The 13,193-nt window shown below is 60.6% G+C and carries 8 protein-coding genes and 1 pseudogene; 5 read left to right on the top strand and 4 right to left on the bottom strand.

Annotated elements, in window-relative coordinates; all coding sequences use genetic code 11:
- The first annotated feature begins 513 nt into the window (after positions 1-513).
- The gene (locus J7U37_RS15960) at positions 514-999 is read left to right on the top strand and encodes a hypothetical protein (protein WP_247636356.1); all 486 of its coding nucleotides are present in this window, start codon (positions 514-516) and stop codon (positions 997-999) included.
- A gap of 808 nt (positions 1,000-1,807) precedes the next feature.
- On the opposite strand, the gene J7U37_RS15965 is transcribed toward J7U37_RS15960, so the two are convergent.
- Both J7U37_RS15965 and J7U37_RS15970 read right to left on the bottom strand, forming a co-directional pair.
- Complete coding sequence (locus J7U37_RS15965; RefSeq protein WP_247636357.1) at positions 1,808-2,851, bottom strand: acyltransferase; 1,044 nt, start codon at positions 2,849-2,851, stop codon at positions 1,808-1,810.
- Between the two features lie 55 nt (positions 2,852-2,906).
- A complete protein-coding gene (locus tag J7U37_RS15970; protein WP_247636358.1) occupies positions 2,907-4,355 on the bottom strand; it encodes an oligosaccharide flippase family protein in 1,449 nt (482 codons plus the stop codon).
- Positions 4,356-4,742: 387 nt separating this feature from the next.
- Here J7U37_RS15970 and J7U37_RS15975 point away from each other — a divergent pair, with 387 nt between their 5' ends.
- The 3 genes from J7U37_RS15975 (at position 4,743) to J7U37_RS15985 (ending at position 9,720) form a co-directional block, all read left to right on the top strand.
- Entirely contained in the window at positions 4,743-7,592 is a 2,850-nt protein-coding gene (locus J7U37_RS15975) for a family 16 glycosylhydrolase (RefSeq protein WP_247636359.1), read from the top strand.
- Between the two features lie 692 nt (positions 7,593-8,284).
- Positions 8,285-9,268: a polysaccharide biosynthesis/export family protein gene (locus tag J7U37_RS15980; RefSeq protein WP_162241319.1), complete on the top strand. Its 984-nt coding sequence runs from the start codon at positions 8,285-8,287 to the stop codon at positions 9,266-9,268.
- A gap of 65 nt (positions 9,269-9,333) precedes the next feature.
- On the top strand, positions 9,334-9,720 hold the full coding sequence (locus J7U37_RS15985) for a hypothetical protein (RefSeq protein WP_247636360.1): 387 nt from the start codon (positions 9,334-9,336) through the stop codon (positions 9,718-9,720).
- A gap of 116 nt (positions 9,721-9,836) precedes the next feature.
- On the opposite strand, the gene J7U37_RS15990 is transcribed toward J7U37_RS15985, so the two are convergent.
- On the bottom strand, positions 9,837-10,205 hold the full coding sequence (locus tag J7U37_RS15990) for a hypothetical protein (protein WP_056185619.1): 369 nt from the start codon (positions 10,203-10,205) through the stop codon (positions 9,837-9,839).
- A gap of 610 nt (positions 10,206-10,815) precedes the next feature.
- On the opposite strand from J7U37_RS15990, the gene J7U37_RS25140 reads away from it, so the two are divergent.
- Positions 10,816-12,729 (top strand): family 16 glycosylhydrolase, encoded by a 1,914-nt coding sequence (locus J7U37_RS25140; RefSeq protein WP_282103915.1) that lies wholly within the window; start codon positions 10,816-10,818, stop codon positions 12,727-12,729.
- A gap of 59 nt (positions 12,730-12,788) precedes the next feature.
- Here the strand turns inward: J7U37_RS25140 and J7U37_RS16005 are convergent.
- Positions 12,789-13,193: pseudogene (locus tag J7U37_RS16005) on the bottom strand (carbohydrate-binding domain-containing protein); the annotation flags it as partial.

The following is a 13,193-nucleotide window of genomic DNA, read 5'->3' on the forward strand; positions in this document are numbered from 1 at the left end:
AGGCTCAACCCAAAATACGAAGCTTTCATGGAAAGCTCTCGTGTGTCGGTTTTTGCGCCGCTTGTCGGCCTGCCAGTTGGTCCACTACGTGAGCCAAGTCTCGACTCTATCTTTATTTTATAAACAGTCATCTTGCCAGCATCTACTGGGATGCAATGCATCTCACTGCATGCGCCAGCAATGATTAAGCGGAAGGATGTCCACTGTTATCCTCATGCAAGCTGGTCGGCCGCAGTGCGGCGCCGCTTGCTTGGTTAAGATTCACAGACACAGCCCTAGCATTGCTGAAAATCTGGGAATTTCAGAACTGATGCAATTCAGTAACTACGCCATTTGGCTGCGCCAAAACTACCTAGATGCCCATTTGGATGATTGACTCGGTGTCGCCCCCTAGTTAACACGCCGTTAGGGACGTTTCAGTAAATGAACGCCTCTTTCATAGTGCACAAATTTCCTGATTATTGATCATCGTTGCCACGGATGCCGTGCGCACAAGCTCTCGAGGATACGACAATGGCAATGGTTGATGGTGTTACCACCGCTCCCGACGCGAATGGTAAAATTCAGGGTAATGGCGGCGACGTAGACAAGATGGCCGGTGGAAGCGGTAACGATCAGCTTCAGGGGCATGCCGACTTCAACCAGTATTATGGCGGCGCCGGCAACGATACCTTCGTTCTGGCTGCGAAGTTCGGTCAGGAAACGGAGGTCGCATCCAAGGATTTCGGGACCCTGGCGACCTACATCACCGACTTCCGCGGCGCGGGTGGCCCTGGCGCCGGCGAGCAGGACTTCATCAATCTGAGCGGCTTCGGTTCCGATGCCAAGCTCGACCTCCTCGGCGCCGGCGCTGAGACTGCTTCGGGCGCGAAGGTGTATTACTACAGCATCTTCAATTCCGACACGGGCGACTACTACAACTTCGCTGTAAACTCGCTGAACGGCAAGGCGCTCGACACCGGCGACTTCAATTTCTATGCTCCTGCTCACGTGGCCTGAAAACGGCCTAGCCTACCAGAGGTAGGAACGGCTTGTCGAAAAAGGCGGCGCATGCGCCGCCTTTTATCGTTCGTTTTCTCATGTGTTTTTGTTGATGGGAACGCCTGATCCAATCGATTGCTTGCACCGGGCTGGGCGACAACCAGGATATGGTTGGCATCATCGGTCGCTGGGGCGTCATATCTGGGATGGTGACGGCTGCAGGCGGCCCGTAGCCCCAGTACGGGTTTCAGCTGGATCCAATTGTCCGGATTTTTGCGAAAGCTTGATCACGGGTCGCGTTTCCTCGAAAGAGGATGGGTAGCGTCCACCGCGCGCATGCGTCCCGCAGCTTTCGTCATAGGACCGGTCAGTCAGCGTTGTCCCATGCCGATCCGGCCGTTAGGCCCGGGATCAGGCGACTCCTCTTGGAGACGCATTCGCGGAGCGCTTGAAAGAGTGTCTCGCCACGAGGACCTTCGGTTCGAGGCAGTGTGCAGCGGATGGGCCCGGAGATGCCGCGCAGATGCATCGCGTCAGCCCGCGCCAATCACGCCCAGCCTCCTCGCTGGTCGGCAGGTTCGGTAAAGGGCGCTGCATGCCGTGGTGCTTATCAGCGGCCTGTTCGGCGTGGCGCTCGCAAGACGCCTGAGCTCTCCCGGGTTCGATTGCTGGCATGCCGGCGTCGCCCGGAGGCGGGTGGCCTTTCCGCCACGACGTCCGGCACTCCCCGTTTCGACAAAGACCGATCGGCGACGTCCTGCTCGAGGCCGTCGCGTCTTCAATCCCTTATCATTTCGGTGCAGCTCGGGATCAAGCCGCGGCCCAATTACAAGGCACCCGCCGGATTCTTCGGGCGAGAGAGATGGAGCAGGCGTCGTGCTACCCGTGTCATCGGTATCTCGAGGGTCCGATACACCAAGAGAGCCAGCGTAATTGATATCGCGTATATGACTAAGATAACTAACAAGCTCAAAAGGAGCGACAGGGGCTGAAGTTTATTCGACAGCTTAATGACGACTTGGGCAACGAACGGATGCGTAAGATAGAGTGAGTAACTTGCATCACCGATCGCCACGAGAGGACGCCAGCTCAGGGAAAGCCCTCCCCGATCCATGATGAGCGCTGCAACGACCAGAACGGCCGCAGGGATCCCGGCAATCGGCAGCATACTCGATGACAGGACGGCGGCGAGCAGCATCGCCGGAAGAGCGATGATTGCGAGGCACAGTGCGATGACGGCCGCCCGCTTGCTGTGCGGGAGGATCGCATAGATTCGGGCAACGATCATGCCCAGGGCAAACTCAAGGATGACGGGCCGCGTAAAGAAGAGAGCTGGGACATTCTCAAAGGCGATGGCCTGACCCAGTACTGTCATTGAGACGAGCACCCCGATCGCAACCAGGACCCTCAGATTCAGATTTTTGATGAAGAGGCAAAGGGCAAACACAGCATAAAACATCATTTCATAATTTAACGTCCATCCCAGAAACAGTAGCGGCGCAACTTTTCCGTCGTCTCTCAAGTAAGGCCAAAAAGCCAGGGAGTTCACGAGATTCAAAAGGCTTGCTTTGGTTGCTCCGAGCAGTTGGGGTTGCAAAACCGCAATGGCGAAGATCGCGATGGTTAACAGCCAGTACAGAGGAGCAACCCTGGCCACGCGATTTGCGAAGAAGCCGAGGGGGGTCGGGCCATTTCGGTCCGACGTATAAACCATGATGAAGCCGCTAATAACGAAGAACAGATCAACCCCCGTGCTCGCGGCGATCCCAATATAATGAAAATTTCCGAACGACTTTATGATCGCTTCGCAGTGGACAATAACGACGAGGAGGGCCGCCAATCCTCGAAGAACCTGAATATTCTGAATCATTGGGCCACCCTCATTACACTCGCATAAAGCGACAGCGCTTCCACCTCTACCAACATCAGGTCGGCTTCGCCGGGGATCGCTTTTCTGCGATCTTGACGCGCACTAGGTTCGAAATCTTCGAGAGATCTCGCCGATAGATCACGAGGACGGACGCCATCGCTACAACAGAACTGAGGGCGATCATCAGAACTGACGCAGGGATACCGTGGAGTCCTGTGGGCGCCGATAGGGCGACGGCGCGCGTCGCGCCTGCAGCAATGAGAGAGAACAGCAGCAAGGGAGAGAGCACGTTCCAAAAGCAGGTGGCGATCACCGGCCCGGTTTCCCGGCGGGTCAGATAGGCGGACACGAGATAGAAGACCCAACTCTTCACCGCGATGGCCAAGGCAACCCACACGAGGCCGTATCGCGAGAGCAATACGACCGAGCCAAGTCCGACAATCATCGAACACAGCGCGTAGATGAGGAGAACGTGATTCCGCCCGCTGACCGAAAGCAGTGAACCGTAGATGCCGCCATAGATCCGTGCCAATCCGGACAGTGCGAGAAGCGCACAGACGGGCGCAGCATTGAGCCAGCGATCCCCGAACACCCATCCGACCCATTCCTCGGGAAAGGAGACGAAGATGATGATCGGCAGTCCGAACAGCACGGTGGTCAGTCGCATCGCGGTCGTAACGATTTCAGAACGCGGCGCCGCACCCCGGCTCGCGAAGAGCGGTTGATACATGATGACCGAGAAGGATGATGAGGTGCTCATCAAGACCGTCTCGATGCGCTTCGCGAGATTGTATGTTCCGACGAGCGCGGCAGACACAAAGCCTGAGACGACCAGCGTATCCGCATAATTGTTGGCCGCGGCGACGATGCGAACGGCGGACGAGTAGCCGGCCTCGCGAAACAAGGCTTTCAGGGGCGCTGTCCCGAGCGTGGGTCTGACGCGGCCCATCTGGCCCCGAGCCACCAGGAAGAAGTTCAGCATCGACTGGAGGAGATAGTAGAGGATCAAGCCCTCGAGGGCGTGGCCCGCAAAGGCCAGGACCGATCCCACGCCCGCCGCGACGAAATTGGCAATGACCGTCCGCATCGCCAGGCGTCGGAAGGTGAGTTGTCGCGCGAGGGCGGCCTGCGGCTGGACCGACGTGACGTCGAACAGCAATTTCGGCGCGAGGAGAAGTAGGATTGGGCCGATCGCCTGAAGATCGGGCATGTATCGCCCGACCAGAACGATCACGCCCATGTAGACCGCGGTTGCGATCAGACCACTGAGAAGGAGCAGTCCCAGGGAGGCGCATTCCTCTTCGCGCGTCGTCTCCGGACGTAGCAGGACCTCATACAGCCCCTGGGGACAAAAGGTCTTGAGAATTTCGAGGATCGAGACGGCGATACCGACCGCGCCCACCTGGTACGCCTCGCCGGTGCGAGCAAAAATAATGAACAGCAGGAAGGGGATGACCACCGTCGCGGCGGTATTCAGAAGCGACCAGATCACTGGGCCGAGCATGTCTCACCAACTTTCGCGCCACCATCGGGATCGCCACGGTCCTGTTAGCCCATGTTTCCAGGGAAGGCGATGAAGCGGTGCGCACGGGTTCGCAAGCGGATTCCGAGCCTGCGCGGCGCAGCCGTAGGCACCGGAACCAGTGTCGATGCTGGATCGGCAGCGGCCAGGATGACGCCGCTCCAGAACGCCTCCGCAGGCGCGAACCGAAGCCGTGGAAGACCATTCAGCCGAGCGGATTTGGTAGGGTTTTCGATTTGGTAGGCATTTGCATCATCCCACGAGAGCAACGCTCGCAAATGCTCCGATGCAAGCAATTTGATCGATCGATCGAACGTTTATTTCGAGCGGATACAACCAGATGTCCTCATCGCATTGAGGACGACCCCGGTGGCCACATATCTCAACTCCGCTGGAAGCACGCTGTCGACGGGCGGGGCAACCAGAAAAGGGTTCATCGCACCTGCCAAAGAGACTCTTGCCGGAACAACCGGAAACGATGCTCTGCGGACAGGCGGTGCCAGCACCCTCGTTGGCGGCCTCGGCGATGACACCTATTTTGTTTATGGCAAGAACGACATCGTTGCTGAGAAAAGCGACGAAGGAACCGATACGATCAACTCGACGGCGAATTATTATGTTCTGCCAGCGTTCGTCGAGAACTTGATCTTAGCAGGGCTCCATTCGAGCGGCAAAGGCAATGCGCAAGACAACATCATCGTCGGCACAGGTTCCGGCAATCAAACCCTGAATGGCGGCGCCGGAAACGACGTGCTGATCGGTAGCGCCGGGAAAAACAGCTTCATCATCGCCAAAAGCGAAGGCTCGGATGTCATCGTTGGATTCGATCACACGAAGGACGTGATCGAGCTTGATAACTATCAAAGCTTGAATAGCTTTGAAAAACTCAAATCGGCGATGTCCCAGGTCGGGGCGGATACAATCATCAGGCTTGAGACAGGCGAGACGCTGACCCTGCGCGATCACAAGGTCGAAGATCTATCCGCGGCGAATTTCCGCCTGCCCGTCGATCTGTCGAAGTATCAGCTTACCTTCTCGGACGAGTTCAACACCTTTTCGGGATCCGCGACCGGAGTCGCGACGACGTGGCAGACGAAGTATCCGCAGGCCGGACTCCGGACCCTGCCCAGCAACAAGGAAGATGAATACTATTCCGACAGCTCGGTCGGGGTGAACCCCTTCAGCGTCAAGGACGGCGTCCTCGATATCACCGCCGCGCGCGCGACCCAGGGCGTCGAAACCCCGCTCGGCTCGGGCCTGGATTGGACCTCCGGCGTCATCACCACCTACAAGTCCTTCTCCCAGCTGTATGGCTACTTCGAGGTTCGCGCCCAGCTTCCCGCCGGCAAGGGCTTCTGGCCCGCCTTCTGGCTCCTGCCGGCCGATCTGTCCTGGCCGCCCGAACTCGACGTGTTCGAGGTGCTCGGCGACGAGCCCGGAACGATCTACGCCAGCACCCATTCCAAGGTCGGCGGTCCCAATGTGACCGAGACCCAGACCGTCTTCGGAATCGACACTTCGAAGGGGTTCCATACCTACGGCGTCGACTGGCAGGCGGATACCATCACCTACTACGTCGACAACAACGCCGTCGCCAGGCTTACGACGCCGAGCGACATGAACAAGCCGATGTACATGCTGCTGAATCTCGCCGTCGGCGATGCAGGCTCGTGGCCCGGGGCCACGGACGCCACCACGCCTGCCGAAGGCCACATGCTCATCGATTATGTGCGAGCCTACACAACCAAGCGTGATGCCACCCCGGTATCGCCTTCGCTCACGCCCCCGGACACCGGAGTGCCGGTCACCATCAGCGCGTTCAAGCTTGCCGGGCTCACCCGGGCCGCCGGTGGGGCGGCCGATGGCGAGCTGGCGGGAACGGCCAGTGGCGGCGCGCTGGTGACCATCTACGATGGCAACAGCATCGTCGCGACCGCGAAGGCCGACGACAAGACCGGTGCCTTCGCGGTGACCTTGAAGGACCTCGGGGCCGGCAGTCACATGCTGACGGCGAAGGTCGGTCCAACAGCGGTCAGCAACGAAGTTCTGATCGTGGTCGGCACAGCATCGTCGGTGGTCGCCCAGTTACCGGCTCTCCAGGCGTCCGGAAAACTGGCGGCGATTTACCTGTCCGATAGCCACGTCCTCCCGGTCGCGTCCATCGCAGCCATGACCAGCCTCCTGACCGACAGCAAGGAGGCTTTGGCCGCCATCAAGGACGGCTACAGCTTTGCAGTCACGACCACGGCCGGCAACAACATCAGCGTGGTGAGCTACGATGCCCTCGGTCGGATGACATCGACGGCGACAACGAGCATTGTCGACGGCCAAGTCACGCGCTCGGTCGAGACGAAAGCGGATGGCTCCAGCACGACGCTGGTCTACGCCAAGGGCATCGTCGTCAGCGAAACGCATGTCCATGCCGATCGGACGAAGGACGTCCTGCTCACCAACATCGTCGGCAAGACGTATGTCGCCGAAACCAACAGCTACGATGCGGCCGGAACCCTGATGTCCACCAGTCGGACGCATAGCGACGGCTCGAAGGACTGGGAATTTTCCTTCGATAAGAAGACCGGCATTAAGACAAGCACATCCTTCGATAACGCTGGCGCTGTGGCTATGCATACCATTAATTCGGCTGACAAGATGGTCGAGACCAAATACGTCGATAATCTCAAGACTTCGGAATATACATATTATACGCCAGGATCCGCCGATATCGCCAAGCTGAAGATCTTCACGGCCGGCGTCCTGACCTATGAGACCGTTCGGCACAGCGACCAAACCAAAGACAACTACACCTTTTCGCTCGACGGAAAGAGCTTCGCCGTCAAGCACGAACAGATCGACGCGACCGGTAAGACGGTCATGATTGATCTGACCTTCCAAGATGGATCGCACGCCATCACCGGCCTGAAGGGGAATCTGACGATCGAATCCACGGCGAAGACCTCCGATACGTTGAAGGGCGCAGGAGGCGATACCTTCCTGGTCGAAAGAGATTCCGGCGCTGATACCATCGTCGGCTTCCATCCCGGCAGCGGAATCGGACACGACGTCATCGCGATCGACCATTCCGTGGCCACAAACATGTCTCAACTAGCCCTCAAGACGGTTGGCCAGGATACGGTCATTCAAATCAGTGCGACCGACAGCATCACGCTTCAGGGCGTCAGTCACACTGCGCTGACTCAGGACAACTTCTGGTTCACCTGACCGGCATTACTCGGAAGCCAACTCCGGTTGTCGAGATCGACCAAGACTCCGGTGTTGCATTCTGATGGTCTGGAGCCTGTGTTGAAGTTCGCACCTGATGCCATCCTCGGATCAGACCCTGAAGGCGCGTTCGGCTGTCGCGCCCCAAAGGCTCAGGCTCCGGAGCATTCGGAGGCTTCCGACGTCCGATGGGAGGGTTCCTCATCGACCCGTTTGAGCTTGGGCGATCAAGCGCAAATGCCGTCGAAATCGGCGCAGGTCTGTGTTGTATCAACACCACTTCACACTTCCGTGGAGCGAAAAACTCGAATCCGGAAGACATCCAGGCGGCATAGCTTTAGTTGTGGCGCGACGACCCTACTCGGCCCGGCTTCGGGCGTATCTCCGGGAGGCGGTGTTTGCGCCGTAGCTTTCATTCACGTTCGATCGGTGCTGCGGTAATGGCATTCCCCGCCAAGGATCACGACGCCGCCCCGCGTCAGGGTGGACGCCTGCGTTTCGTTTTTGCGGCCCTCGCCCTTTCAGTTTCGGCCGCTTTGTCCGCTTGCACCTTCGTTTCCAGCGATGGCCCAAACCGGGGCGAAGTGCGAGCGAACGCGGCGTTGGAGACGGCGCCAACGCCTCCAGTCGGGTACGTCGTTCTCGATCTGAACGCATCCGTTCTGAGGGCGGCCAACGCCAACACGGAGGCGATGGGTCCACGCTTTGCCCGTGTCCCGGCAGGATCCACCGCCCGGCAGGGGGTGATCGGCATCGGCGACATCATCAACATTACGATCTTCGAGGCATCGGCCGGCGGCTTGTTCATCGCTCCCGAGGGTGGAACCTCGCGCGGAGGAAACTTCGTCGCGATCCCGCCGCAACAGGTGGAAACCAGCGGAACGATCACGGTCCCCTATGCAGGCCGCATCCAAGCGGCCGGGCGTACACCGCAGCAGGTGTCCAAGGAGATCGCCACACGCCTCAACCAGCGCGCCGTGGAGCCGCAGGTTGTCGTGTCCATCGGCGAGCGTCGTTCCGGCAACGTCAGCGTTCTCGGTGACGTCACGCTGCCGAACCGGGTCAACATCGATCCCGGTGGCCTTCGTCTGCTCGATGCAATCGCCCGGAGCGGCGGTCCGCGCAGCCCCCCCTATGAAACCATCGTCACGCTCAAGCGGGACAACCGGACGACCCAGGCCCTGCTGAGCGCCGTGATCAAGGTTCCGGGGCAGAACCCCTACCTCGAGCCCGGCGACACGGTCTTCCTGACCAAGGAGCCACGCTTCTACCTGACGCTCGGAGCGACCCCGGCCCCCGGATCCATCGGCGGAACGAACAATCGTCGCTTCAGTTTCGAGAACGACACCATGAGCCTGGCCGAGGCCGCAGCCAAGTCCGGCGGCCTCGATCCATCGCGGGCGGACCCGCGCGCCGTATTCCTTTACCGGGTCGAGTCGCGCAAGGTTCTGGAGGACCTGAACGTCGACCTCGCGGGCTATACCGGCGAGTGGATCCCGACGATCTACAACACGGATATGAGCCGTCCGGACGCCCTGTTCCTGGCAAACGACTTCGCGATCCGCAATCGGGATATCATCTTCGTTTCGGAAGCGCCGTCCGCCGGACTTCAGCGCTTCACGACCGCCCTGTCAGGGTTGACCGGCAATGCGAGTGCGGCCGCGGCCGTCCGGTAGGATCGACGGCTTTCTCGTGAGAGCCGCGTCAGAGTCACACCGATACCGAGACGAGGGACACGGGCATGCCTTGGTTTCTGAGCCTACTCCTTCTCAGCGGCGTGCTCATCGGCGGCGTTCAGGCCAAGGAGGTCCGCCGGACGGTGGACGGCAAGGCCGGACAGGATGCGCGGATCGGCTTGTTTGGGAGCATCACCCCGGACTGCAAACCCGAACGGACCCCGCCGGTCCGAATCGTCCAGCCTCCGACCCATGGCACGATCATCGTCGGAGCGGGCCAGACTCAGGTTCCGGCCTCTGGCGGAAGTTGCGCCGGCAGCGCCTTCCCGGTACTGGCGATTTTCTACCGTCCGGCGGCGGATTTTGCAGGTGAGGATACGACGATCCTCGAGTTCGATAGCGGCCTGCCGGAGAAGCAGGTTCAGATCGTGGACGTCATCATCCGGCGCTGACCGTCTAAGGACGCCGAGCGAGACCGGGCCAACAAAGTCTCGTTCTTGAGATTCTGCGCTCGATGCTCGGCGTGCCGTAGCGCGAGGGTGGCCGTGCCTATACCGGGACGAACGGATCACCGCTGACGGGTCAGTACATGGTAGCCGGGACGTCCGATCTGGCTGAGCGTCATCCGTTCTCCTTCGAGCAGACCGACGAACCGATCGCCGCCAAGCTCGAAGACGATCATATTCTCAGTCGTATTGAGAATATGCAGCGCGTCCCATTCAAAAGGCCGGGTCGGATTGCGATTGGCCTGCACGGCATCCTCATCGATCGTCAGCGTATAGTCGTCACCGATCCAGCGCCCCTCCAGCGCGTGGCGGCGCCGATGATCGCTGAGAGCGCTGTGTGAGATACCGGGAAGGATCAGACAGGCCGCGAAAACGAGCGGCCGGAACCCGGTCCTGCGCTGCCCTCTGGCGAACACGCATCTCGCCGCCATGGCTGGCCTCTCCCTCTCTGTCGGCTCTGGACTCATAAGCTTTAGCAGACCGTTGCCGCCCCGCAGACAGGGCAGCGAGGGCATGATGCAAGGGGTCCGGTTGCGATGGAGCGGGGACGAGTTGTCAGGCGTGAGTCCCGCGGTCCAAGCCTGCCGGCGAAGCAGATCGGTGTCGAACCCCGTGTCATCCGGAAGATTGAGTGGCGGGCAAACGCTTCGGAAACTGGCCTCGCAATGGCGATCTGCACACGCTCTGCCAGCGCGACAACCCTGCTGCAAGCGCCTGAACGAATGGGGGAGCCGCGCCACAGAGGCTGCGCGCGAAGGCTTCGGACCCCGCATGATACGGACGAGCCAGGGAATTGCGTGATCGCCGCCAGAAATCGCCGAATCGGCCCTCCGGGTTGTTGCGCATGAATAAACACACTTAAAATTGCAATGTCGTCGCTGGATAGACTCCTTAACACAAAGACGTGAAGACTAAATTCACAGCCCTGCAATCAAGAATTGGAGAGAACCAGTCAGATATTCTCATTTATCTGGCTTGTAGCCTATCGTTAACCATCTTTGGGTATTACCCCCCGCAAAGCATAAGGGGGAATTGGCAAAAATGGCGGATACAGTCTTTTCGACGGCTCAGTACACCTCCGGTACAGCCGGTGCGGACCGGATCGATCTGTCATCGCGCGGGACGCGCGCGCAGCTGATCGCCGGACGGGATGGGACCGACACCATCATCGGGGCGTTGGGCAACGACACCATCAACGGCGGCGCTGGCAACGATGTCATCACCGGCGGGCTCGGCGTGGACAGTCTGACGGGTGGAGCCGGAGCCGACCGCTTCGTGTTCAGCAAGGCGGATCTGTCCGGCTCGGCCGGCCTGACGGGCACGGCCCTCGACCGGATCACCGACTTCCAGGGGGCCGGCATCTCCGGCGGCGACACGCTGGTGTTCCGCGGCTTTGCCGCCGATGCCGATGTGGTCGAGATCAGCACGCAGGGCACGCTGCACACCTACGAGATCCGCGAGAACGGCACGGCCGTCGGCCGCTTCACCGCCATCCATGGCGGAGAGGCGCTCACGTCGGGCGACGTCGTCTTCGAAAACTCCACGACGACGCCTGTCTCACAGCCGCCCGTCGTCGTTGCGCCATCATCGGGGACGGGCGAGGCAGCCCGGGCGAGTGCCACGCCGACCCAGACGATCAAGGCTAACAATGCGGTCCAGACCCTCAGCGGCACGGCCGGGCACGACGACATCTGGGGCTGGGACAAGGGCAATGCTGTCCTGAAGGGCGGCGCCGGCGACGACACCTACCACATCTGGCAGTCGAGCGATCAGGTCGTCGAGGCGCCCGGCGGCGGCGTCGACACGGTCATCATTGCCTGGCGCGACTACACCCTGCCCGACAACGTCGAGAACCTGATCTTCAGCAACGCCAAGAGCGGCACCGGCAACGGCCTCAACAACATGATCACCGGCGATGGCGGCGCCCAGACCCTCAACGGCAAGGCCGGGAACGACATCCTGACCGGCCGCGGCGGGGCCGATATCTTCGTCATCGCCAAGGGCGAGGGCAGCGACGTCATCACCGACTTCACCTCTGGCGTGGACAAGGTCCGCATGGAGGGGGTCAACCTGCACAGCTTCGCCGAGCTGAAGATGGCAGCCAGTCAGGTCGGGTCGGACACCGTCATCGCGCTCGGCGGCGGCGAGACGCTGACCTTGCAGAACGTGGCGCTCACGAACCTCAAGGCCGGCGACTTCGCCCTGCCGGCGGACCCGTCGCATCCGGGCATGAAGCTGAGTTTCGCCGAGGAGTTCAACGCCCTCAGCGCCTCGGCGAATGGCAACGGCACCGTTTGGAAGACGACATACGGCATCGGCAGTCAGGATCGGACGCTAGGAGCGAACCACGAGGCGCAGTACTACTCGGACAGCTCGGTGGGCACGAACCCGTTCTCGATCTCGAACGGCGTCCTGAGCATCACGGCGGCCCCGGATCACGACGGCAATCCGCTGGGCCTGGCCTACACCTCGGGCGTGCTCACCACGGCCAAGTCGTTCGCCCAGACATACGGCTACTTCGAAATCCGTGCCGAGCTGCCGGCGGGCCAAGGCATGTGGCCGGCCTTCTGGATGCTGAACGCCGACGGTACAGGTACGACCGAACTCGACGTCATGGAGTTCCTGGGCCACGACAAGGACACCGCCTACGCGTCGGTGCATTCCACCGTCGCCGGCCAGAGGCTGACCAGTACGCCGGTGCAGACGGCAGATCTGACGGAAGGATTCCACACCTTCGGGGTCGATTGGCAGAAGGACACGCTGGAATGGTACATCGACGGTGCGAAGGTGGCCGAGATGGCAACACCGGCCGACATGCACAAGCCGATGTACATGCTGGTCAACCTGGCGGTGGGTGACACTGGCAGCTGGCCGGGCAAGTACGACGCCTCCATGCCGACCACGCACCTCGACGTCGATTACGTCCGGGTCTGGGCCAACGACGCCATCCACTGAGACCAACTAGCTATCGAGTGCGTGTCCCCGCGATGAAACGCGGAGACACGCACTGTTCGTCAGTGGAAATCGTAGTCCAGGTGCAGCATCGCCCGGGCCGTCGCGCCGGTATCCAGCATCGCACTGTTCGTAACGGCCAACGCACGTCCGCCGGCGTCAACCACAGCGTCGAGGTAGAGGTTGTGATCGCCCGTGCTGCCCCAGCTGTCGCTCAGGTAGCGAACCACGAGGTTATGGTTCCCGGCACTCAGATCGGCATGCAAGTTCACGACGTCCGAGCCCTGACCATGAAGCGCTGACCCGGTCAGCGTCGAGCCAACCTGTTTTCCGTCGAGATAGACGGCGTAGAGCGCGTTACCGACCACGGCATCCTGGCTGACGTAGAGCTTGAGAGCGGTGTTGCCGGTTCCGATATCGTAGGTCTTGCTGACCCCTTCGGTGGCGGGTGGCGGCGGGGGTGGTGG

The sequence above is a fragment of the Methylobacterium sp. 37f genome (genome assembly GCF_023093475.1).
In the GTDB taxonomy this organism is placed as follows: Bacteria; Pseudomonadota; Alphaproteobacteria; order Rhizobiales; family Beijerinckiaceae; genus Methylobacterium.

Bases quoted from the DNA above. Each gene is read 5' to 3' on its own strand.
- J7U37_RS15970 (WP_247636358.1), bottom strand. From the start codon at position 4,355: ATGCTCGGCCCAGTGATCTGGTCGCTTCTGAATACCGCCGCGACGGTG.
- J7U37_RS15990 (WP_056185619.1), bottom strand. From the start codon at position 10,205: ATGGCGGCGAGATGCGTGTTCGCCAGAGGGCAGCGCAGGACCGGGTTC.
- J7U37_RS15965 (WP_247636357.1), bottom strand. From the start codon at position 2,851: ATGATTCAGAATATTCAGGTTCTTCGAGGATTGGCGGCCCTCCTCGTC.
- J7U37_RS15985 (WP_247636360.1), top strand. From the start codon at position 9,334: ATGCCTTGGTTTCTGAGCCTACTCCTTCTCAGCGGCGTGCTCATCGGC.
- J7U37_RS25140 (WP_282103915.1), top strand. From the start codon at position 10,816: ATGGCGGATACAGTCTTTTCGACGGCTCAGTACACCTCCGGTACAGCC.
- J7U37_RS15960 (WP_247636356.1), top strand. From the start codon at position 514: ATGGCAATGGTTGATGGTGTTACCACCGCTCCCGACGCGAATGGTAAA.
- J7U37_RS15980 (WP_162241319.1), top strand. From the start codon at position 8,285: ATGGGTCCACGCTTTGCCCGTGTCCCGGCAGGATCCACCGCCCGGCAG.